Annotated in this window: 16 protein-coding genes; 7 read left to right on the top strand and 9 right to left on the bottom strand. The window is 67.2% G+C overall.

Translation table 11 applies throughout. The features are described from left to right. Positions 1–189: 189 nt before the first annotated feature. Both H7F53_RS01615 and H7F53_RS01610 read right to left on the bottom strand, forming a co-directional pair. Positions 190–1902 carry an amidohydrolase gene (locus tag H7F53_RS01615; protein ID WP_246438390.1) on the bottom strand — a complete coding sequence of 571 codons (1713 nt, stop codon included), beginning with the start codon at positions 1900–1902 and terminating at the stop codon, positions 190–192. Positions 1903–1976: 74 nt separating this feature from the next. After that, positions 1977–4136, bottom strand: coding sequence for a TonB-dependent receptor (locus H7F53_RS01610; protein WP_185677707.1), 2160 nt, complete (start codon positions 4134–4136; stop codon positions 1977–1979). A gap of 253 nt (positions 4137–4389) precedes the next feature. Between H7F53_RS01610 and H7F53_RS01605 the strand changes: the two genes are divergently transcribed. The 3 genes from H7F53_RS01605 to H7F53_RS01595 all read left to right on the top strand — a co-directional run bounded on the left by H7F53_RS01605 (position 4390) and on the right by H7F53_RS01595 (position 7498). After that, positions 4390–5466: a helix-turn-helix transcriptional regulator gene (locus tag H7F53_RS01605; protein WP_221773507.1), complete on the top strand. Its 1077-nt coding sequence runs from the start codon at positions 4390–4392 to the stop codon at positions 5464–5466. 316 nt (positions 5467–5782) lie between these two features. Then, positions 5783–6619 carry a 23S rRNA (adenine(2030)-N(6))-methyltransferase RlmJ gene (locus tag H7F53_RS01600; protein WP_185677705.1) on the top strand — a complete coding sequence of 279 codons (837 nt, stop codon included), beginning with the start codon at positions 5783–5785 and terminating at the stop codon, positions 6617–6619. Between the two features lie 66 nt (positions 6620–6685). Then, positions 6686–7498, top strand: a complete 813-nt coding sequence (locus H7F53_RS01595; RefSeq protein ID WP_185677704.1) for an SDR family NAD(P)-dependent oxidoreductase — start codon at positions 6686–6688, stop codon at positions 7496–7498. Here the strand turns inward: H7F53_RS01595 and H7F53_RS01590 are convergent. After that, on the bottom strand, positions 7495–8040 hold the full coding sequence (locus H7F53_RS01590) for a MarR family winged helix-turn-helix transcriptional regulator (protein ID WP_185677703.1): 546 nt from the start codon (positions 8038–8040) through the stop codon (positions 7495–7497). The genes H7F53_RS01595 and H7F53_RS01590 overlap by 4 nt on opposite strands. Positions 8041–8147: 107 nt before the next feature. On the opposite strand from H7F53_RS01590, the gene H7F53_RS01585 reads away from it, so the two are divergent. Next, the gene (locus tag H7F53_RS01585) at positions 8148–9683 is read left to right on the top strand and encodes an LVIVD repeat-containing protein (RefSeq protein ID WP_185677702.1); all 1536 of its coding nucleotides are present in this window, start codon (positions 8148–8150) and stop codon (positions 9681–9683) included. A gap of 186 nt (positions 9684–9869) precedes the next feature. After that, positions 9870–11267, top strand: a complete 1398-nt coding sequence (locus tag H7F53_RS01580) for a M20/M25/M40 family metallo-hydrolase (RefSeq protein ID WP_185677701.1) — start codon at positions 9870–9872, stop codon at positions 11265–11267. Positions 11268–11396: 129 nt separating this feature from the next. Here H7F53_RS01580 and H7F53_RS01575 read toward each other — a convergent pair whose 3' ends face one another. Both H7F53_RS01575 and H7F53_RS01570 read right to left on the bottom strand, forming a co-directional pair. Next, positions 11397–12035 carry a carbonic anhydrase gene (locus tag H7F53_RS01575; protein WP_185677700.1) on the bottom strand — a complete coding sequence of 213 codons (639 nt, stop codon included), beginning with the start codon at positions 12033–12035 and terminating at the stop codon, positions 11397–11399. 27 nt (positions 12036–12062) lie between these two features. Next, on the bottom strand, positions 12063–13652 hold the full coding sequence (locus tag H7F53_RS01570; RefSeq protein ID WP_185677699.1) for a SulP family inorganic anion transporter: 1590 nt from the start codon (positions 13650–13652) through the stop codon (positions 12063–12065). 377 nt (positions 13653–14029) lie between these two features. On the opposite strand from H7F53_RS01570, the gene H7F53_RS17595 reads away from it, so the two are divergent. Beyond that, on the top strand, positions 14030–16264 hold the full coding sequence (locus H7F53_RS17595) for an SDR family NAD(P)-dependent oxidoreductase (RefSeq protein ID WP_246438388.1): 2235 nt from the start codon (positions 14030–14032) through the stop codon (positions 16262–16264). A 60-nt stretch (positions 16265–16324) separates the two neighbouring features. On the opposite strand, the gene H7F53_RS01560 is transcribed toward H7F53_RS17595, so the two are convergent. From H7F53_RS01560 to H7F53_RS01550, 3 genes are all read right to left on the bottom strand, one after another. Then, positions 16325–17266: a DUF808 domain-containing protein gene (locus H7F53_RS01560; RefSeq protein ID WP_185677697.1), complete on the bottom strand. Its 942-nt coding sequence runs from the start codon at positions 17264–17266 to the stop codon at positions 16325–16327. Between the two features lie 231 nt (positions 17267–17497). Further along, a complete protein-coding gene (locus tag H7F53_RS01555) occupies positions 17498–18178 on the bottom strand; it encodes a hypothetical protein (RefSeq protein WP_185677696.1) in 681 nt (226 codons plus the stop codon). Continuing rightward, positions 18175–18798, bottom strand: a complete 624-nt coding sequence (locus tag H7F53_RS01550) for an RNA polymerase sigma factor (protein WP_185677695.1) — start codon at positions 18796–18798, stop codon at positions 18175–18177. Before H7F53_RS01550 ends, H7F53_RS01555 begins: the two co-directional genes overlap by 4 nt. Before the next feature lie 242 nt (positions 18799–19040). Between H7F53_RS01550 and H7F53_RS01545 the strand changes: the two genes are divergently transcribed. Then, positions 19041–22199: an autotransporter domain-containing protein gene (locus H7F53_RS01545; protein ID WP_185677694.1), complete on the top strand. Its 3159-nt coding sequence runs from the start codon at positions 19041–19043 to the stop codon at positions 22197–22199. Here H7F53_RS01545 and H7F53_RS01540 read toward each other — a convergent pair. Continuing rightward, entirely contained in the window at positions 22196–23086 is an 891-nt protein-coding gene (locus H7F53_RS01540; RefSeq protein ID WP_221773506.1) for an MBL fold metallo-hydrolase, read from the bottom strand. The two genes, H7F53_RS01545 and H7F53_RS01540, sit on opposite strands and share 4 nt — an antisense overlap. Positions 23087–23267 lie beyond the last annotated feature (181 nt).

The following is a 23267-nucleotide window of genomic DNA, read 5'->3' as shown; positions in this document are numbered from 1 at the left end:
ACGCCCTGATCGGCGTTCAACGGGGTGCAACTGGAGGATCGAGCAGGCCCGTCCCGAGCCGGTTCATGCTGACGGTCGCGCGGGGCTTGGCCCGTGAGCCGGACGTCTGGCCGACGTGGCTTTCGCGCGGGGCGCAGAACGGCTGCGGGGGCTGCGGGACGCTGGTCCCCCAGCCCCCGCACGACCTGCCTACTGGTTGGGGCTGACGTAGACCTCCTTGCCCTTCACCACCGTGCGCAGCACGCGGGTGCGGTGGATGGCGGTGGCTGGCACGCTGAAGATGTCCTGATCCAGCACGATGAAGTCGGCCTGCTTGCCCGGTTCGAGCGTGCCGACCCGATCGCCGATACCCAGCTGCCTTGCCGCATTGGCGGTCAGCAACGTGACGGCTTGCGCGACCGTGATGGCTTGCCCCGGCGCCAGCTGCTCGGTGCTGCCACCCGGTGCCTGACGGGTGACGAGCGTTTCAATCGCGACCCAGGGCGACATCGAAGGGACCACCGGCCAGTCCGACCCGAGCACCACATGGGTGCCAGCGGCCAGCGCGTCGCGGACCGGAGTGAACCGTTCCATGCGCTTGGTGCCGACCGACCGGATCACGTCGCGCACCGGCGGGCTCGGGAACCACAAGTAGGGGGAGAACTCATAGGTCGCGCCCAGGCCGGTGGCGCGGGCCATGTCCTCGGGCGTGATGAAGTTGGCGTGGGCCAGTTCGTGGCGCTGGCCATAGGGACCGTTGGCTTTGCGCGCCGCGCCGATGGCGTCGAGTGCCGCGCGGGCCGAAGCATCACCGGCAACGTGCAGCTTCACGGTCAGCCCAGCCGCGTCGTAGCGAATGAGCTTGGCCGCGATTGCCTCGGGGGTCGCCATGAGCTCGCCCTTGATCCTGGCGGGTTCACCCTGATGGTTGGCATCGGCATAGGGTTCGAGCATGGCCGCGGTATGGGCATCGGTCGGAACACCATCGAGGATCATCTTGACGCAGCTGATCTCGAGTCCGGGCCGGGCATAGAGCGACCGCTGGGCGATGAGCGTCTGATCGTTGTCCCACATGCAGGTGCGCACGTGTTGCACCAGCTCGCCGCGATCGGCCAGCGCGGCATAGGCGCGAGCGTTGGGCGTGGCCATCAGCGCCTCTTCATAGGCGGTGATCCCCTGGGCCAGCATCATTCGGGTTGCCGTCCGCAAGGCGGCGACCCGCTCGTCGTGCGAAGGGGGTGGCAGCTTGTTGAGAATGGCGATGGCCGCCGTTTCCCGCAGGATGCCGGTGGGCTCGCCCGTGCGATCCTTCTCGATGATCCCGCCGCCAGCCGGGTTCGGCGTATCTCGGGTGATGCCGGCTGCCTTGAGCGCGGCGGAATTGGCCCAGACGCTGTGCAGGCTGATGTCATGCAGCACCACCGGAACGGTACCGGATACGGCATCGAGCAGCTTGCGGTGGGGCGGCGTCTTGCCAAGAGAAGTGGCATCCCACTGGCCGCCCTCGATCCATGCGCCGGGCTTTGCCTTGGCGGCGCAGGCCTTGATCGTGGCGAGCACTGCGGAAAGGTTGGCCCCTTGCGGGAAGGCGCAGCTGGCTTCGCGCAGACCGGCATCGACCGCGTGGACGTGCATGTCGATCAGGCCGGGCAGGACGGTCCTGCCCCCCAGATCGATCACGCGTGTCTGCGCGGTTCTGTGCTTGGCGAGGTCGCCCTCGTTGCCGGTGGCGACAATCGTCGCCCCGGATACCGCGATGGCCTCGCGCCAGCCCTCCGGTGTCGCGATGTGGCCGTGGACGTAGATCACGTCGGCCGGCAGCGGGGTGGCCGGCCCGACTGCATCCTGGAATTGGGCGCTACCGGCAGCGCCGGTGCAGGCTAGGGCCAGGGCCGTGAGCGAAGAGGCGAAGCGCAGGCGCATGGGCATGGTTCCCGGGAATGGTCTTGGGTGGCTGCGGCCCCGGCCGCCGCTTGGGCGGCTGCCGGGGTCACGTTTCAGAAGCGGGTAGAGATTTCCAGCCCGTAGGTCCGGGGCGGGGCCCAGCGGACCATCCGCTGGTTGAACGGCGCCAGGAAGAACGAGAAGTCGCGATAACGGTTGTCGAACAGGTTGCGCCCAAACGCCGCGATGGTGATGCGGTCATCGGCAAAGGCATAGGCCACGCGTCCGTTGACCAGCATGTAACCCGGCAAACGGCCGTCGGCGACATTGGCAGCCTCGTAAAAGATGCTGCTGCGCCAGGAGAGGTCGCCGCGCAGCGTCAGCTCGCCATTGCCGACCGGTACCCGGGCCTGCGCGCCGCCGTTGAGCGAGAGCTTGGGCACGAACGGCAGGCGATTGCCGGCACAGTTGGTTGCCGGGGCGCAGCCGGGAAAATCATCGTAGGTCGCATCGGTATAGCCCGCGCCGAGGTTCAGTTCGATGGCGCTGATCGGCTTGGCGGTCACTTCCAGTTCGAACCCCTGGATCTTGGCCGCAGCGGCATTGCGGATCTGGAAGGCCGCACCGACCAGCGCCGAGACCTGCAGATCGCGGTAGTCGGTGTAGAAGGCCGCAGCGTTGACGCGCAGCTTGCGGTCCAGCAGATCGGCCTTCAGGCCGGCCTCATAACTCCAGGCGTTCTCCGGGCCGAAGGATATATCTGTGCTGCCGACGATGTCGGGATTGAACCCGCCGCTCTTGAAGCCTCGCGCGGCGCTGGCATAGACCCGCGCGGTTTCGGTGAATTGCCAGGTCACGCTGAGGTTGCCGGACAAGTCCTTGTCGGTCCGTTCGAGCAGGGCGGTAAGGTTTGGCAGCGGGACGAAGGCGGTGTTCGTCTGCCGGAAGTCCAGCCTGCGCGTTTCGATGTTGTAGCGCAGGCCGCCGCTCACCGTAAGTCCGGGGGCGGGCCGCCAGTTGCCGCTGACGAAGGCGGCATAGGCATTGGTCTTGAGTGTCGAAAGACTCGAAATGGCCCCCAGGAATGCGCCCGGTCCGGGCGGGCCGAAAACTGCGGTGCGACGATCCGCATCGGCATCCTGATGAAGGTAGTAGAGACCGATCAGGTAGTCCGCCGGGCCATTGGTGGGCGAGGCGAGGCGCAACTCTTGCGTGAACTGGCGGGCGCCATCCTGGAAGTTCGACGCCGAAAGGGGCAGGGGGCGACCGTCGTCATCGTCGATCAGCTGGGACTGGTTGTCGCCGTAGGCCGTGATCGAGGTCAGCGTGTAATCGCCCATGCGCCAGTCGACGTTGAGGTTGGTCGTCCAGATCTCGCGGGTTTGCAGGTTCTGAGCATCCTGCGAAACGGTGTAGGGATCCGCAAAAAAGCCAGGTAGCCCGGCCAGCCCGCCAACGGTGTTGCTGGCAATCTGCCCGAGCAGCAGACGGTCGGCCTGCTTGAGCCAGCTTCCCGTTAGGCTCACGTCCACGTTCTCGCTCGCTTCCCACAGCAGCGACCCGCGCAGGGATTTGCGGTTCAGATTGTTGAGCTTCTGATTGTTGAACACATTGAGGATGTAGCCATCGCGGCTGGCGATCGATCCTGCCAGCTTGATCCCCACCTTGCCGGGGATCAACGGCCCGGTCAGCAGGACGCTGCCCTCGCGCTGGCCAAGGTTGCCGATCGCAGCCCGACCTTCGGCATGAAAGGCGTCGAGATCCGGCTTGCGGGTGGTGATGTTGATGGCCCCTGCGGTGGTGTTGCGGCCGAACAACGTGCCCTGCGGGCCGCGCAGCACTTCCAGCGTGGCGATATCGGGCAATTCCTGATCAAACCCGTTCGGGCGGACTGTCAGCACGCCATCGATGTACACGCCCAACCCGCTGTCGAAGCCGATGTTGCGGGTTTGCGAGACGATTCCGCGGATGCCGATGGCGCCCAGCACGGCGCCACCGCCATCCTGGGTCAGATTGGGGACGTTGCCGACCAGGTCGGCAACGCGGGCGATGCCCCGCTCCTGCAGGCCGGCGCCGGTCAGGGCGGTGATCGAAATCGGCACAGACTGGACGTTCTCTTGCCGCTTGCGGGCGACCACGACGATCGTCTCTAGTCCGCCGTCATCATGTGTGGCGCCAGATTCGCTGGTCTGCTGCGCCAGGGCCGGCGTGGACAGCAGTGCCGTGGCAGACAGGCCGGCGAGCAAGGCTTGACGGCAAAGGTTCGCACACATGAATCAAGCTCCCTGTTGAATTCGGCCCAGTTTTCGGACCCGCTAACCCGTGGTCGTTGCGCGTTGGGGAGGGGGTGCGCATCGCCCAGATGGTGTATGGACAAGAGGCCTCGCGCTGGTTCGATCCAGAAATGGCCGCATCCGATAAGCGCAGGGTCTGCAGGTCCGGTTAGCGTGGCTGCCGGAGTGCGGAGGTGCGATAGCGAGAGCCGGGGTGGGGGCATGACTTTCCACCAGGCAGGGAGTGCCAATGGTGCAGGCCGATCTTCTGGCAGACTTCTATGCCGCCACCGTGGATCGCGCGCGGCTGACGCGTGCGCTGGATCGCGTCCGCGAGCTGACCAATGCCACATCGGCCACGCTTCATGTGTTCCAGCGATCCGCGATCCGGCTAAGGCACCAGTGGCAGCATTCCTGTTCGCACACCCCGACCTCCGCCTACTCGATGGCCATGCTGGATGATCAGAACCCCCGGATCTTGAGTGCGCTCAACCCCCCGAGCACGATCCCCTGTCTGATCGAGGACGCGGGGCTGCCCGAGGTCCTGCATCCGCAGTTGCAGCGCTGGCAGGAACAGTTGCGGGTGCAGGGGATGGGTCGCTTCATTGCGGCCAGGGTCTCGCTCGATCAGGATCGGGAGGTGGGCCTGGCGCTTCACGCCAAGATTGACGGCAGTGTGATGGACGCGGGCGCCAGCGATCTCATGGTCGGACTGATGCCCCATCTGCGTGAAACCGTGCTGCTGGCGGCCAGGGTCGACACCGGCGCTCGTGAGCATCAGGCGCTGCGTACGACCTTCGACCGGATGCGGGCAGGGCTGGTGACCCTCTCGGCCAATGGCCGGGTGCTCTCGATCAACCCGGCGGCACGGCAACTGCTGGGCCTGTCCGCTGCGGCCACGGGTCTGCCGCCGTCGCTCCAGACGCGGATTGCCGAAACGGGCCCGCAGGGCTTCGTTTGCTGGAAAGCTGGTGAGCGGCATCTCCACATCTTCACCGAACGCCTGTTCGGTCCGCCGGAAGGCGCAGAGCGCATCGGCTGGACAGCTGAGACCTGGCTGCTGGCCATTTTCGATCCAGAGGAGCAGGCGGGTCTGCCGGATGCCGAATGGACCAGGTGCTATGGTTTGACCCCTGCGGAAACCGCGGTTCTTGGCGGGATCGCGGCGGGCGCGGATATCGCCGAAGTGGCCACCCAGCGTGCGATTTCGATCCATACCGCGCGCACCCAGCTCAAGTCCGTGATGGCCAAGGTTGGCGCGCGACGACAGGCCCAGCTGGGACGGCTCGTATGGACGAGCCGGTCGCGCTGGTTCCGCGCAGGGGACTGACCGTTCACCGCGCCGCCCCCGCGGATACCAGAGCGGAGACTCCCGCCTAGCGCACTCCCGGGTTGACCAGGCCGCGCACGGACGCTGCGCGTCCCGGCATCGCCTTGACTGCAGCAGCCACGGCTGCTGCAGCCGAGGCCCAGGCCAGACGGACGGGCTCTGCACCGACCCGGGTTTGAAGGCAGGCGCAGACGTGCTTTGAGGGCTCCTGTCCGATTCGATAACCGTCTTCGCTGGGTATGGCTCGCTGCTTCTCGCCCGGCTCCATCGCCCCGTAATCTGCCCCCCGGGCAGAGCGTCAGGAACCTGAAGTTTCATGAATTATCGCCACGCCTTCCATGCTGGAAACAGCGCTGATGTCGTGAAGCACGCCCTGCTGATCACGCTGGTGCAGGCCCTGCAGCACAAGCCCGGGGCGCTGACCCTGATCGATACCCATGCCGGCTGCGGGCTTTACGACCTCGGCAGCGGTCAGGCCCAGCGCACGGGCGAGGCGGCCCAGGGTGTGCTGCAGGTCTTTGCTGATGGGAACCCCTTGCTGGACACATATCGCGCTGCCGTCCGGTCGGTGAATGTCGGGCCTGCGCTCCAGCTTTATCCCGGCTCGCCGCAGTTTCTGGCGCAATTGCTGCGTCCGCAGGACGTGCTCGTCCTGAACGAGAAACACCCCGAGGACGTGACCGCACTGCGCATCGCGATGCGCACGACACCCGCGGCCGTGCATGCGCGCGACGCCTACGAGCTATGGCTGGCAATGCTGCCCCCGCGTACCGCGCGCGGCGTGGTGGTGGTCGACCCACCCTATGAGCAGACCGACGAACGCGCCCGGATCACGGCTACCCTCGCGGCAGCTTACCGCAAATGGGCGCATGGCGTGACGGTGATCTGGTATCCGCTGAAAGACCGCGCCGCGCATGGCCGGTGGCAGGAGCAGCTCCGTAAACTCGGTATTCCGAAGATCCTGTCGGTCGAACACTGGCTTTACGACGACGATCAGGCCGGCATCTACAACGGCGCCGGCCTGTTCATCGTCAACCCGCCATACGCCTTCACCCAGGCCTTGCCACCCCTGCTGGAGGCCTTGCGGGCCGCGCTGGCGCCAGAGGGGCATCGCGGTAGGCTCACCTGCGAATGGTTGAGCGGTGAGAGGTGAGCCGGCAGTGTCCTGCGAACACAGGCTCGGCTGGACGCGGAGCGGGTTCGATAAGGGGAGGACGCGATGGATTTGGGGCTGAAGGACAAGTCGGTGGTCGTCACCGGGGCGACCGCGAACATCGGTCGGGCCGTCGCGCTCGACTTCGCACGCGAGGGTGCTCGACTGCTGCTGGTGGGACGCGATCTGGCGGCGGGAGCGCAGGTGGTCGAACAGGCGCGTGAGCTCGGGGCCGGCTCGGCCGAGTTCCTGGCCATCGACCTTCTGGAAGACAAGGCCCCCGCCCGGATCGTCGCGGCGGCCGAGCAGGCCGGCGGCGTCGACGTGCTTATAAACAATGTCGGCGGTAATGTCGGCGCTGGCCTCTTCACCGGGTCCGATCCGGCCACGTGGCAGGCCGACCTTGACATCACCCTTCTGACTACGATCCGGATGACCCACGCGGTCCTCGGCACTATGACCCGACGCGGCAGCGGTGCGATCGTCAACCTCGGGTCGACGGCGGGAGTGGCCGCCGACTACCAGTTGGCGATCTACTCGGCGGCCAAGGCGGGGGTGCATGGCTTTACCCGGGCCATCGCCAAGGAAGCGGGGCAGTTCGGCGTTCGCGTTAACGCGGTCGCACCCTTCGGTACCATCCCGCAGGATCCGCAGGCGCTTAGTCGGGGTAGTCGGTTCCACCCTGACAACGCGTTTTTCCGCCGGGCCTTCGCCGGATCAAGCGCTGAGGATGCGGCCAAGCGGATGCGGCAGGGGGCCTTGCCGAAGCCATTCGCGGCGCCCGAGGAGGTGGCTGCCGCCGTCGTGTTCCTGGCATCCGATCGGGCCAGCTTTATCACGGGCCAGGTCCTGCAGGTCGATGGGGGCGCCTTGCTTTAGGCAGGGGTTCCGTCAGAGGCACGCCCGCTTGCGACGGGATTGGGCTGCCGCTCGAAGTGGCAGGCATTGCGGCAGATCTCCTGCAGGGCCTGGACCAGCGCCGTTCGGGCAGGCTCATTGAGGTGTCCGGCCAGGCAATGGTCGATCCGTACGAACCGGTCCTCCACCGCACCCAGCAAAGCGTCACCCCGTGCCGTGGTGGCCAGGCCCATGATCCGACCCTTGCCTGGTGTTCTGGCAATCAGGCCCTCGCGCTCCAGCCGGGCTATCAGCGGCACCAGGTTGGCCTGCTGGCTGCGGTGCGTCCGGGCTATCTCGCTCTGGGTGCAGCCGGGGTTGCGGCCGATGGTCATCAGCATGGTGGCCTCGCTCGGCTTGAGACCAAACTCACCGAACAGCCGCGTCATCAGGGCCGATAGCGCGCCCGCTGCACGCCGCAACTCGTAGTGCAGCGTACCGGACATGGGATCATCTGCCAGTCCGGCCGTCGTCTCTTCGCCGCGTTCGGCGGGCGAGGCGGGGTGGTTGTCAGCAAGGCGCATGCTGGGTCCTGTGTGACTATTGACTTATATAATGTAACATATGAGTATCGTCAGGACAACCGGCACCACGCCCGCGCTGGGTAGCCGATCACCAACGGAGAGCTTGAATGGTCATACCGTTCCGGGGTGCGCGCACGTCTCAACTTCGTCATCGGTGGGCTATCGTCTCCGTTGCTGCCGCTGGTGCGGTGCTGGGCGGCATTCCCACTTTCGCCCAGCCAGGGCCGCCTCCCGCCACCGCTGTGCAGCGCCCTTCCGGCGGCATGTCCCCAGCGCTGTGCGAGGCTGGAGACCTTCGCGAACCGGGCATCCAGGGCGAGGTGCCGGCGGGAGCCACGCCGCACTACAACTGCGGGGTAAAACAGATCGGCCAGTTGCCCATCAGCGGCAATGTCGCGGGGGCCGGCCAGTGCGTCTATGTCCGGGCACGGGGCCCTGGCTTCATGCAGGATGAAGCGCTTGTTTCCGTTGTAGACGTGCGGAACCCGCGCAAGCCGGTCGTGGTCGGAGCGCCCCTGCCAGTCAGGAATAGCACGGAGACGATGCGCACCGTGGTTACTGCGGAACGCGCGATTCTGGTGTCCGGCAGTTCGGTTTACGACATCCGTGATTGCCTCCATCCTAAGCTGGCCGGCGAGATCAAGTGGCCGGATACCACGCTGCCGGGCATCGCCCGAAAGAATTTCCCCCATGACATGCGGATCAACCGGACCGGCACCAAGGTCTATGCCACGTTCGGCCTGTGGATGGCCGATATCACCAATTTGCGGGATCCCGGTAGTTGGACGATCACCGACTATCGCTGCGATCTGGCCGCCCAAGTTCCGGGGCCTTGGCAGGACATCCATCGCCAGTCGGTCCGCGCCGGGCGTAGCCTGTGCAACGACGCGACCCGTCCCGCACCGATGGGGGCGAACTATGCGCTGGGCAGCAGCCCCCTGCAGGCATCGCTGCTGTGGCCGCAGTTGTCCCACTCGCCTGATCTGAACGCCGACGACACCCGCCTTTATGTCGGCGATCAGGCCGGGGGAACCAGCGCGCTCTGGGCCCCCGTGCCCAAGGTTCGGATCATCGACCTGACCGGCACTGCGCCGAGAGTCATGGGCGGGGTCGATGGTCCCGGGCACGGGCTGGACTGGTTCCGCGCGGGTGGGCGCGACTATCTGCTGCATTCGAATGAAGGCGGGACGAGGGGGATCATGAACCAGCCCAGCACGAGCACCACATGCCAGCCCTATCCGCGGCCACAGGGACTGGGCTGGGGGTTTGAGGCGATCGTCAGCGAGGTGACCGACCCGGCGCAGGCACGAAACGTGGCCATGGTACAGCTGGCCATCAACCTGCCTGCCTATTGCCAGGTCAGAAAGGCCTCGGGCCGGGACCCCTGGCTCGCCTATCATCTGATCGACAATCCGCTGAACGCGAAGTTTGCGGCGCTGAACTTCGGTGATGCGGGCCTGCGCATCTTCGACATGCGCGATCCGCACAATCCGGTTGAGGTTGCCTACTTCAACCACGGAGAGCCGACCCATGCCGGCGTGGGTTACTACGATCCCGCCCGCAGGCTGATCTTCTTCGCTGATTCCGGCGGCTTCAAGGTCCTGCAATTCGAGCCCAAGGCCAGCAAGCGCCTTGGCCTCTAGTGTTCCGCCTCCGCCTTTGCCGGAGTCTGTGCAACCGAGGTCGCACCGCACGGTCGGCCGCGCGTCCAGCGCCGGCTTGACCGCTCGGCCGGCAGGACCCACTATCCTGCCGGGCCAAAGCCCCACCGAACCGCAGCCGACCGCCTGGTCCCGGCCAGCGTGGCGGGCGAACCGTTCGGAGGTCTGATGAAGTTCGCATTCACGGCTATCGCCCTGTTGCTGTCTGCTCCGGCGGCAGCGGCCGATCTGCGCCCCGACCAGGTCGCTTTCCGGCAGATCTACAAGGAGCTGGTCGAGACCAACACCACCTATTCGAGCGGAAGCTGCACGGCGGCGGCCGAGAAGGTGGCGGCCCGTTTGCGCGCCGCGGGCTATGCCGAGAGCGAGATCCGCCTGTTCGAGCCGCCCGGTCATCCGCGCGAGGGCGGCCTCGTCGCCACACTTGTGGGCAGTGATCCGCGACTGAAGCCGATGCTGCTGCTGGCCCATATCGACGTTGTCGAGGCCAAGCGCGCCGACTGGACCCGCGATCCCTTCACCCTGATCGAGGAGGACGGCTATTTCTATGGCCGGGGTACGGTCGATGACAAGCCGCACGCTGCGATCTGGACCGACACGCTGATCCGGCTCAAGGCCCGGAAGCCACCTGCCCGAACCATCCGGATGGCGCTGACCTGCGGTGAGGAGGGCGGCGGTACCATCGTTGGCGCGGAGTGGCTGGCGAAGGAGCACAAGGACTGGATCGACGCCGAGTTCGCGCTCAACGAGGGCAGCAGCGGCGCCGTGGATGCGGCCGGCAAGCCGATCAGCCTCGCCATGCAGGCCGGCGAGAAGGTGTTCCAGGACTTCAGGATCGAGGCGACCAACCCTGGCGGCCACTCCAGTCTGCCTCGTCCGGACAATGCCCTGTACGATCTTGCCGCCGCGCTGCTCAGGATCGGCGCCTACGAGTTTCCGGTCCAGTTCACCGATGCAACGCGGGGCTATTTTGCCGCGCGCGCAAAGATCGACGGCGGCGAGATGGGTGCGGCGATGACCCGGCTCCTGGCTGATCCCAGGGACGATGCGGCCAACGCCATCGTCTCGCGCAATCCCTCGCTCCACTCGATGCTGCGCACCACCTGCGTGGCGACGCTGGCGAACGCGGGACATGCCAACAACGCCCTGCCGCAGCGCGCCACGGCCAACGTCAACTGCCGCATGTTTCCCGGCGATCCGATCGACAATGTCCGCGCCCAACTGGTGAAGGCGATCGGCAATCCGGCGGTGACGGTCACCCCGGTCGAGCCGATCAGTCCGACTCCGCCGCCGCCGCCGCTGACCGATGCCATCTATCGCCCGGCGCTGGCCCTGGCCAAGACGTACTATCCGGGCGTCCCGGTGCTGCCCACCCTGCTGCCGGGCGCAACCGATGGGCGCTTTCTCAATGCGGTCGGCATCCCGACCTACGGGGTGCCCGGCGCCATGCTCGGGCCGACCGGTGACGGGATGCACGGATTGAACGAACGCAAGTCCGTTGCCGCACTCTACACCGAACGCGACTATCTGTTCGATCTCGTCAAGGTCTACGCCGGCGTGAAGTGACTGCGGTCGGACGCCAAGGGGGCGAGTGATCCCGCCCCGTTGCTGCGATCGGCGGGGTGCAGGCCATCCCGCCGCGCTCGGCCAGGCACCTGGCGCGAAATCCGTTCCGATCGTATCGGACGGATCGCTCTAGATCAGCACCCGCTCAGGCGTGCCCACATCGTCGAGCACCGTGGTGCGGTCGATGTCGAGCAAGGGCTTGATCAGCCCGTCGCGCAGGTCGTAGACCCAGCCGTGGAGGGTCAGCGGCCGACCGGCTGCAAAGGCTGCCTGCACGGTTGATGTCTGCGCCAGATGAAGCAACTGGTCACGGACGTTGATCTCGACCAGGCGGTTCACCCGCTCGTCCGGATCATGGATACACTCCACCGTGCCGCGGTGATCGTCCAGCACCTTCACCACGTGTTCGAGCCAGTGCCCTACCGGGCCTGAGGGCAAAGTTCCGAGCGACGCGGCGATACCGCCGCAGCCGTAGTGGCCGCAAATGACGATGTCGTTGACGCCCAGGGTCATGACGGCAAATTCGAGCACGGCCATCAGGTTGGCATCATCATGCCGCACCAGATTGGCGATGTTGCGATGAACGAACAGCCCGCCCGGCGCGGCCTGGGTGAAGTGATCGGGCTGAACGCGGCTATCGGAGCAGCCGATCCACAGAAAAGCCGGCTTCTGGCCGTCCAGCCGGCGCCGGAAGAACTCTGGATCCTCTTCCAGCTGTTCGGCCGCCCAGGCGCGGTTGTGAAGCAAGAGCTGGGGAATTTCCTGCATGGTTGCAATCCTGCTGTGGCGCGGGCGTCAAGTGGCGCGCGCGCGGGTGAGCGGCGCCTTGATCAGCCTGGCCGTCTCGCCCCGCGCGTCACCCTTGATCACCACGCGCAGCGAGCGATAGGGCGCCGCCTTGGCGAACGCGTTGATGATGTCGATGTTGTCGGGATCGACATAGTTGGTCGCCGACAGATCGATCAGGACAGTACGGTTGTCCGGAATCGAGGCCAGCGCCTGTTGCAGTTGCGCCTTGTGGACGAAGTACAGGTTCAGCCGTGCGCGCACCATGACGTCATCGCCGTGCGAGACCACCGTCACCGCGTTCTGGATGTTGCGCCAGATCACGAAGCCAAGCCCGATCGCGATGCCGATGGCGATGCCGACCAGAAGATCGGTGAACAGGATCGCCAGGATGGTAACGATGAAGGGGATGAACTGCGACCAGCCCTGGGCATAGCGTTCAACGAACAGGCTGGGTTTGGCCAGCTTCCATCCGGTGGCGATCAGCACTGCCGCCAGGGCGGAGAGCGGGATCATGTTCAGGATCGAGGGGATCAGCAGCACGCTGGCCAGCAGCCAGACGGCATGCAGGATCGCCGACAGGCGCGAGCGGGCCCCGGCATCGACATTGGCCGAGCTGCGCACGATCACCGAGGTCACCGGGATCCCGCCCAGCAGCCCCGCGGCGATGTTGCCGCAACCCTGCGCCAGCAGTTCGCGGTTTTTGTCGGTGACGCGGCGCTGCGGGTCGATTTCGTCGACAGCCTGGACGCTCAGCAGCGATTCCAGGCTGGCGACGATGGCGATCGTCGCCGCGGCGGTCCACACCTCGGCCTGACCGATGGCCGTGAACTCGGGCAGCCGCAGCAGGGCGAGCAGGCCCGACATCGATCCCGCCACCGGGACCGCCACTAGGTGGGTCGGCGCGATCGTCAGGACCGGGGCCAGCCGGGCAAACAGCGCATTGGCCGCCACACCGAACACGACCACCACCAGCGGGCCGGGCAGGAACCGCCAGGCCCCGTCCCGCGGACGGGCCTTGTCCCACCAGAACAGGAAGCCCAGGCTGACCAGGGCGACCAGGACCGCGCCCCACTGGATGTCATTGCGCAGCAAGCTGATGATCTCTGACAGGGTGTTCTGGCCGTCACGCTGACCGAACGCGAAATCGCCCATGGGGTCGCCATCATACCCGATGGCGTGGGGCAGCTGCTTGAGGATCAGGATCAGACCGATCGCCGCCAGCATGCCGGTGATCACCGAGGATGGCACGAATTCGGCCAGGATCCCGGCCCGCAGGAACGAAAAGCCGATCTGCAGCACCCCTGCCAGGCAGACGGCCAGGAGAAAGGCCTCGTAGCTCGAGAGGCCCTCGATTGCCGCCAGGACGATAGCGGTGAGGCCGGCCGCAGGACCACTGACCGAGAGGGGCGAGCGACTGAGGAAGCCCACCACCAGTCCGCCTGCGATCCCGGACACCAGTCCGGAAAACAAGGGCGCCCCGGAGGCGAGGGCAACCCCCAGACACAAGGGCAGCGCCACCAGTGCCACCACGATCGAAGACGGTAAATCCGCTCGCCAATTCGCTAAATCAGTCTTGCCGTACTGTGTGTCTGCCATAGGGTCCGCTAAGTTCCATCCACCATTATTCGGGATTCTGTGACCAAATCAGGGCGATGCCAATGAATAAGGCAGAGCTGAGCCGGCGTCTTTTGCTGCCGGGGCATCTCAGTGTTGCGGTGTTACATGGGTTGTGAACCAGCATGGACCTGCGATCAAGCGCCAATCTCTGATCGCGGGCGAAACCGGCGGTGGGCAGCGCGCCCGACGACACCACGGTGCCAAGGCTGAGATGGCGCAGCCGCGCCCCCGGGCTACCGCCCGGGCGATGTCCGGTGCTGGTCCATGGCCAAGCCGGCCATCGCGGGTATTGTTCTGACCGGGCGGAGTCCGCGCAGACGGGCCGTGGCCGGATCGGGAAGGAGAACGCCATGCAAATGGACGATATGGTTGTGATCAGCGTCGACGATCACATCTGCGAACCGCCAACGATGTTCGACAACCAGCTGTCGGGCGAGTTGCTCGCCACCGCACCGAAGCTGCGGGTCGACCGCAATGGCAAGAACTACTGGGAGTATCAGGGGCGGCTCAAGGGCTCGGTCGGGCTCAATGCCGTGGTGGGCCGGCCGTTTGAGGAATATGGCATGGAGCCGACCTCGCTCGACCAGCTGCGCGACGGTTGCTATGACGTCCATGCGCGGATCGACGACATGGACGTCAACGGCATTGCCGCCTCACTCTGTTTCGGCAATTCGATCGTGTTCGACGGACAGACCTTCCATCAGGCTCCGGACAAGGCGCTGGCGCTGCGCCACATGCAGGCGGCGAACGACTGGCACTATGAGGAATGGTGCATGGCCTATCCCGGCCGCTTCATCCCGCTTGGCGTCCTGCCGACCTGGGACATGCCCGCGACGGTCGCCGAGGTCCATCGTCTGGCGAAGAAAGGCTTCCGTGCGGTCCAACTCAATGAGAATCCCACTGTTCAGGGCCTGCCGAGCATCCACAACGATTACTGGGACCCGCTGTTCAAGGCCGTGGCCGATACCGACCTGACCATCGCGCTCCACATCGGCAGCGGCAATCCCGCGCCGCACGCCTCGATGGAGACTCCGATCGAGGCGTGGATCTCGACCATGCCGCTGTCGGTGGCCCAAGGCGTCGCCGACTGGCTCCAGCTGGAGGAACTGCACCGGTATCCGGATCTGCGCATCGCGATCTCGGAAGGGAGCATCGGCTGGGTGCCCTATTTCATGGAACGGGCCGATTTCTCGAACTGGCGCCACAAGGCCTGGACCCATTCGCGCTTCCAGGATCTGAAGCCGAGCGAACTGTTCCGGCGCCACTTCCTCAACTGCTTCGTCGACGACCGCTTCGGTCTGCGGCATCTCGACGAGATCGGCGAGGACAATGTCGCCTATGAATGCGACTACCCGCATTCCGATACGCTGTGGCCGGAAGTGCCCGAATACCTGTGGGCTTCGGTCCAGCACCTGAGCGATGCACAGATCGACAAGGTCACCCACGGCAACGCGATCCGCTGGTTCCGCTTCGACGCGTTCCTCGAACACAACCGGCGCGAGGACATGACCGTCGGGGCCTGCCGCGCCCGGGCCCGGGCCAAGGGCGTGGACACCACGCCCAAGTCGTCTGGCGGCGCGCGCCCGGTGGGCGATGGCGAGCCGCCGCGGCCGGTGACCTCGGGCGACGTCATGGCGATGTTCAAGAAGCATGCGCGACGAGCGCCAGGCCGAGCAGGCCTGAGCACCGACTGGCAGGAGGGAGCGCCGCACATGGACAGTCCGCGGGTCGCGCTGGTCACCGGGGCCAGTTCGGGGATTGGCAAGCATGTCGCCATGGCCCTGGCGGCTGACGGCTGGTGGGTCATCGGGACGGGCCGTAACGCCGCGCGGATGCGGGAGGCCGCGGCCGAGATCGGCGCGGTGGCCACCGGGCCGGCTCCCGACATGCTCGCCGCAGACCTGTCGCTGATGGGCGCGACGCTGGCCCTGGCCCGGCAGGTCGAGGCCCTGACCGGGCGGCTCGACCTGCTGGTCAACAATGCCGGGGGCATGGCGAGCGAACTGGTGCTGACCAGCGAAGGGCTCGATGCCAACTTCGCCGGCAATCATCTGGGGCCGTTCCTGCTGACCTGCGAGCTGCTGCCGCTGCTGCGGCAGACGGCCAACGGACGGCCCTATGGGACGGTGCGCATTCTCAACACCTCGTCCGATGCGAGCGAGATGATCCCGCAGCTCGATCTCGACGATCTGCAGGGCCTGGCCGCCTACAATCCGGGGCGGGCCTATTGCACGGGCAAACTGGCCAACGTGCTGTTCACACGGGCGCTGGCCGACCGGCTCGACGGGGACGGCATCGTCGCCCACGCGGTGCATCCCGGAGCAGTTGACAGCAATTTCTTCGCGGGGGCCTCACCCGAGACGCAGGCCCGCCTCAAGGGCCTCGAGAAGCTGAGCGAAGCCGAGGGCGCGGATACGCTGGTCTGGCTCGCCACCGCAGCGGACGCCGCGGAGTCGAATGGCGACTACTGGCACAAGCGGGCCCGGCGCACACCCAACCCGACCGTGGCCGACCAGGCGGTGCGCGACCGGCTCTGGATTGAGAGCGAACGGCTGGTGCGCGCCGCACTCGACCGGGTGGCGCGCGGCTGACCGGCTACAGGGGCGGCGCAGGCTGCCCGGTTGCCCGGCTGCCCGAGCCCCTGCCGGGGCCTAGTGCCGGTCCTTGCGCTTCGCCACCAGGTGCACGACTAGCGCGACCGCTCCGCCGAGCACGATCCCGACCACGGCCGACAGCCCGGCATGCGTCAACCAGCCGAACAGGCCGCCGAGCGGCCCGGTGGCCTGCTCCACCCAGTGGCGCGCGGCGTGTTCGACGTGGGCGGGACCGCCGATGCCCAGGACCTCGAGCCCGTGCAGGATGATGCTGCCGCCAACCCACAGCATCGCCGCGGTGCCGACAATCGAGAGGAAGACCAGCAGCACCGGCATCGCCCGCAGCAGGAACGTTCCCACCCCGCGGGCCGCGCCAGAGGACTGCCGCGTCAGATGCAGGCCCACATCGTCCATCTTCACGATCGCGCCAACGGCGCCATAGACGATCACCGTGATCGCGAGGCCGACCAGCGCGAGGATCACCGCCTGTTGCACGATCCCCTGATCGGCCACTTCGGCCAAGGCGATGGCCATGATCTCGGCCGAGAGGATCAGGTCGGTCCGCACGGCCCCGGCCACGCGCGCGTTCTCGAACGTGACCGTATCGACAGGGTGGTCGGCGAGAGTCTCGCCGTGCGTCTCGCCGGTCAGCTTCTCGATCAGCTTTTCCGCGCCCTCGAAGCACAGGAAAAGGCCGCCAGCCATCAGCAGCGGCGTGATCGCGGCCGGCAGGAACGCGCTGAGCAAGAGGGCAGCCGGGAGCAGGATCACCAGCTTGTTGAACAGGCTGCCCCGGGCGATGCGGGCGATCACCGGCAGCTCGCGGTCGGGGGTGAACTCGGTCACGTAGGACGGGGTGACCGCGGCATCGTCGATCACAACGCCCGCCGCCTTGCTCCCGGCCCGCGCCGCCGCCGCGCTGACATCGTCGAGCGATGCGGCGGCAGTGCGGGCAATCAGCGACACGTCGTCAAGCAGGGCAACCAGACCGGTGGGCATAAGGGCGGATATCCGTCAAGAGCAGCAAGTGCGGCGGAGCGAGGGGAAAGACCCGACGCGTGTCGGGATCCCCGCGCTCCAGCCCGCGCCATATCGTTCCATGGCGGGCAAGGCCATGGGCGAATTGACCGTTCGGTTGTCCGCTGACTTCCGCTTTGTCCGATCAAGGTCTGCACGGGGCGCTCGTCTCCCGGCGGGGACGGGCGCCGCACCCGGGTACGGCTCGGCGGCTCAGTTGCCGGCGGGGCGGAAGCCCATCGGCGGGCGTTGGCTGGCAGTCGGACGCGGTGCGGGAGCGGGCCCGAAGCTGGGCGCCTCGACGAGCCGCGGCATCGCTTCATCCACGGCCGGCTGGGCCAGCACCGGCTGCGGCACTGGTGTGGCGGCTTCGGGCTCGGCGCCCCGCTGGACGGTGGGTACCGTCTCGGCTTCGGCCACAGCAGGCGGCGAAGCCGGCCGATCCATGCTGATCAGGGGGGCCTGGCCCTCCGGACCGGTTCGTCCGGCCGCTGCCCGGGACGTGACCGGCCCGGCCGCAGCAAGGCGGGCGCTGCGTGCTGTCTCGGTCTTGCCCAACGGGGCCTGCGCCGCGCCGGCCGCGGGGAGTTGCTGTGCGGCAACCTGCGCACCCGGCGGCGGGGCAGCGCTGGGGGGCGGCGCCTGACGGCCCAGCAACAGGATGAGGCCAAGCGCGAGGCCGGCTGCGACGGCCCCCCAGGTTGCCCCGCGAGCCAGCCGCTGTGCCGGCCGCAATGGCGGGGCTGCCGCGGCACCTGCCGGTGGTTCGACAGATTGCACGATCCGCGCGAGCAGGGCTGGCGGCGCCTCGGGGCGCGGCAGGGCGGCGAGCGCTGCGATCAGGTCGCTATCGTCATCGGGATCGCGGTCCGGGCGGGTTTGCTGCTCGATCACGCTGCCTCTTCCCCTACTTCGGTCCTGACGTGCCGGATCCGGTACTGTTCCCGCTCCAGCAAGGTCCGCAGCTGCTTGCGGGCGCGTACCAGAAGGGATTCGAGCGCCTTGACGCTCAGGTCGAGGATGTCCGCGGCCATCACGTTAGAGAGCCCCTCATAGTAGCACAAGACCAGCGCGCCACGGTAACGTTCGGGCAGGTCCGCCAGCGCGCGCAGCAAGGCCTGCTGGGCTTCGACCAGCTCGATCTGGCGATCGGCCAACGGCTGGTCGTCAGCCCGTTCGGGGATGGCCCCGTCCGCGACGATCCGCAGCCGGCGATGGCGATCGCGGCACAGGTTCATGGTCACCCGGCAGAGCCACCCGGCCAGCCCGGCGCCACGAGGCTGCCAGCCGGGCGCGGCCTGCCACAGCCGGGTGAAGCACTCCTGGACGATGTCTTCCGCCTCGCTTCCGTCGCCGGTCATCCGCAGGGCGATCCGGTAGAGCCGGCTGCCATGGCGCCGGACCAGGACGGCGAACGGCTCAGTCTCGCCCCGGGCGACCGCGCGCATGAGGATCGCATCCTCGACGCTCTCGCTGGTCTCGGGCACGCCCGCGCCGGCGCCGCGGATGGTCATGTCGGATGGGATCAAGGCGGCTCTCGTGCTGGCAGGTCTCGGCCGGCAGGGTGTCCGCACCCGGACCGGTTACGCCTGATCGGGCGGCGAGAATGAACCGTCGATTTACGTCGTCGCAGTCGCGTTCCCGCGCGGCAGCCGCAAGGCGCCAAAAAAAGTCGCGATCGATCGAAGGGTTTGGTCGGCTTCCCCGTTCAGCCCAGGCAACGCACGTCCCGCCGGACAGTCATCGAGGATCCGACATGAAGACTATGTTTCACCCCACCCGCCTGTCCTCGCTGGTGCTGATCCCCGCGCTGGCCGGAGCGGCGGGCGTGCCGGCGCTCGCGTCCACCACCGTCAGTACAGCCACCACGACGCCGCTGGCCACGCCATCGGCCGGCGACGTGACCGTAGCGAGCGGGGGGTCGATTGCCGTGTCGGGGCAACCGGCGATCATCGTGGCCTCGGACAATGCGGTGACCGTTGCGAGCGGAGCGACGCTGGCGACCGGTACGGTCAGCAACGGCGGCGGTATCCTGGTCAATGCCGGAACGAACAGCGTGGTCAGCAATGCCGGCGTCATCACCGCGAGCGAGAGCTACACGGTCGATACGATCACCGGCACCAGCGCCGCAGCGGGACCGATCGCCAACACGACGGGCCGGTATGGCATCCTTGTGACCGGGCCGGCGAGTGGCAGCCTGAGCAACTCCGGCACGATCTCGGTCAAGGGGCTCAACTCGGCCGGCATCGGCGTGACCGGGCTCTATTCCGGGACGATCACCAATACCGGCACGATCGCGGTCAAGGGCGATGGCAGCGTCGGGCTGGGCGTGCAGTCAGTCACGGGCGATCTCGCCGTGGGCGGCACGATCACCGTGGCAGGATCGGGCACCCAGGCCGTGGTCGCCAGCGGTGACATCGGCGGCGGGGTCGCGCTGTCCGGCGTGTTCGCCCAGGCGACGTCCTACACCACGGATGCCAGCACCACCCAACTGCTGACCGCCGCTGCCCTGAAACAGGACAAGGCGCTGGTCGAGATCGCCGGCAATGTCGCCAAGGGCATTGTGCTCTATGCTCCCTGCACCGCCACGACCGTCAACTCCGTGGTCTCCTGTACCTCGACCGGCACGACCACCTCGGCGGCCTACCTGACCGCCTACGGCAACAATCCGGCCCTGCAGATTGGCGGCGCCAGCAACACCGTGATCGGTGCCGGGGCCGCCTCGATCAACGGCAGCACCTATTCGCTTGCGATCGACGGTACGGTCGGAGCGACCGCAGGATACAGCGCGACCGATGCCTTCGGTGTGGTGATCGGCGGGCGGGGCGGCACGGTGGCCTTGCCCGGCGGCATCGGCGTGACGGGAGCCATCAGCGCCACGGCTATCGACGCCACCGCCACCGCTGTCCTTATCAATCCGGGTAGCACGGTCAGCCAGCTGACCAATGGCGGGTCCATCAAGGCCACGTTGAGCCAGACTGGCGGGACCGGGGCCTATGCCGTGCGCGATCTGTCGGGCAGCCTGACCAGCGTGGTCAACAGCGGCACGATCTCGGCGACCGCCGGCATCGCCAGCGTGGCGCTCGATCTTTCGGCCAATACGAGCGGGGTTACCTATACCCAGGCGCTGACCGCCTACCAACAGGCCCAACAGAAGGTGGAGCAGGCGGCCGCGACCTACGACGCCGACACGGCGCTGGTCTACACCAGCACCTTGGGCGACATCCTCACCGGGTCGGGCAACGACACGATCGCGATCCAGTCGGGCACGGTCACCGGCACCGCCGTGCTCGGTGGCGGCAGCGACCGCGTGGCTTTGTCAGGCGATGCCCGCTGGACCGGAACGCTCCGGTTCGGCTCCGGCCGCGCCGACATCACCCTTGGCGATACGGCCCGTTTCACCGGCGCGCTGAGCCTGAGCGGGCAACCCGCCCTGCTCACAATCGGCGGCAGCGCGGTCTTCAGCGGCACGGCGATTTCCGGGGGCTCGGCGCTGTCGGTCGCGGTCAACGGCGGCAGCTTCGGCGCGGCCTCGGCCACGACGCTGGCGATCAACGACCTGACCGTCAATGCCGGGGGGACGCTGCAGGCCTATATCGACGGCAGCGCCGGGACGAGCTCGCTGATCCAGGCGAACACGGCCAGCTTCGCCACCGGCGCCAAGGTCTCGGCCACGGTTTCGTCGCTCGCCAAGGCACCCGGCTCATATCGTATCCTGACAGCCGGAGCCCTCAGCGGGACGCCGACCTTCACCGACAGCACCACCGTGCTGCCGCTGCTGTTCAAGGGCGCGGTGGCGGCGGAGGGCAACGATCTGGTGCTGACCATCGCCCGGAAGTCGGCGAGCGAGCTGGGGCTGACCAGCAGCCAGGGCGCGGGCTACGATGCGATCTATGCCAATGCGACTAACTATTCCGCCCTGGCCAACAGCCTGCTGGAGGTGGATGGCCAGACCGCCCTGGCGACGCAGTTCGATGCGCTCTTGCCCGATCATGCCGGCGGGGTCTTCGATTTCGTGACCCGCGGATCGCGCCTCGCCACCCGGCACGTCACCGACGATTCCTCGCTCTACAAGATCAGCGAGGTCGGGGCCTGGCTCGAACCGGCCTATTTCCGGGGCAGCAAGACCGCCACCGGTACGGCGGGCTGGACCAGCAGCGCCTTCGGGCTCACCGGGGGCTGGGAGAAGGGCACCGCCATTGGCATGCTGGGGGTGACCGGTGCCTGGTTCGGTGGCACCATCCACAACGGTGCTGCCCAGGCCGTGAAGACCAACAGCTACGAGCTTGGCGCGTTCTGGCGGATCAGCAAGGGCCCGTTCTACGCCTTCGCCCGCACGAGCCTTGGCCGCGTCACGGCCGCGTCGACCCGCACCTTCACCGGGACCAGCAGCGGCAGCGCGCTCAGCTATACCGCGGCTTCGAGCTGGTCGGGCTGGTGGGCCTCGGGCAGCGGCGGTGCTTCGTACAAGTTTGCGCTGCCGGGCAATTTCACGCTCAAGCCGATGGCCACGGTGGACTTCGTCGGCCTGCGCGAGAATGCCCACACGGAAACCGGCTCGGCCGCCATCCTGCTCAATGTCGGCCGGCGCCGGAGCAGTGCGCTGACCGCACGCACCACGCTGACGGCCGGGTGGAGCTTCGGGGCATCCTCGCACGACGGACGGCCGTTCACGATCGAACTCGAAGGCGGCCGCCGCAACCAGCTGGCGGGCCGGATGGGCGTGACCACGGCCAACTATACCGATGGCGCCAGCTTTGCGATCACGCCAGACGCGCTGAAAAGCGGCTGGCTGGGCGAGGCGCGGATCCTGCAGGGCGGCTTCGACTACACCTGGCAACTGGCTGCTGCGGCCGAGAAGACGCTCGGCGGCACCGACCTGTCGCTACGCGCCGGGTTGAGCGTGGCTTTCTAGGCGCCCGCTGATCGCCATTTCACCGGGATGCGCAGGTAGCTCACGCCATTGGGCTCGGCTGCGCCGAAGCGGCCGGCGCGGATGTTGACCTGGATCGACGGCAGCAGCAGCCTGGGTGCCGGCAGCGCCGCGTCGCGGCCTTCGCGCAGAGCCACGAAGGCGGCCTCGTCGACGCTGTCGTTCACATGGATGTTCGTGCGGCGCTGTTCGCCCACCGTGGTCTCCCAGCGGTAGTCCTCCCGTCCCGGCGCCTTGTAGTCATGGCACAGGAACAACCGCGTCTCGTCCGGCAGGGCCAGCAGCCGGCGGATCGAGCGATAGAGCGTGCGGGCATCGCCGCCCGGAAAGTCGGTGCGGGCGGTGCCGTAGTCGGGCATGAACAGCGTGTCGCCGACGAACACGGCGTCGCCGATCCGGTAGGCGACATCGGCCGAAGTGTGCCCGGGCAGGTGCATCACCCCGATCGTTAGCGACCCCAGGGGAATGGCATCGCCCTCGTCGAACAGGCGGTCGAAATCAGACCCGTCCATTTTCAGGTCGGTCATGGCGAAGGCCGGCCCGAAGACGCGTTGCGCATCGCGGATGTGCCGCCCGATGCCGATCCAGGCGCCGGTCCGCGCCTTGATGATCGCGCCGGCCGAAAGATGGTCGGCATGCGCGTGGGTTTCCAGCACCATGGCGACGTGCCAGTCTTGGTCGCGGGCGAAGGCCAGGATGCGGTCCGCCGAACGGGTGTCGACCACGCCGCTCGCCATGTCGAAATCGAGCACGGGATCGATCACCGCCGCGGTGCGTGTGTCCGGATCGCCGACCAGATAGCTGACGGTATTGGTGGCCTCGTCGAAGAAGGCTTCGATGAAGGGTGGTGTGATTGTCGTCAGCGGCATGATCGGTTCCTGTGATGCCTTGACAATATATTAGACAAATCTAATATATCAAGTGCCAACGGAGTGGGCCCATGCTGAATTCGCCGATGCACCTCACAACCTTCGCGACCAAGGCCGGGCGGGTGCGGGATGGCGCGGCTGCTGCGGATCCTGCCCCGGGACCGGAGCGGTAAGGCCCAGA

This window comes from Novosphingobium piscinae, from assembly GCF_014230355.1.
Classification (GTDB): domain Bacteria; phylum Pseudomonadota; class Alphaproteobacteria; order Sphingomonadales; family Sphingomonadaceae; genus Novosphingobium; species Novosphingobium piscinae.
This window is presented reverse-complemented; position numbering and strand designations above follow the sequence as displayed.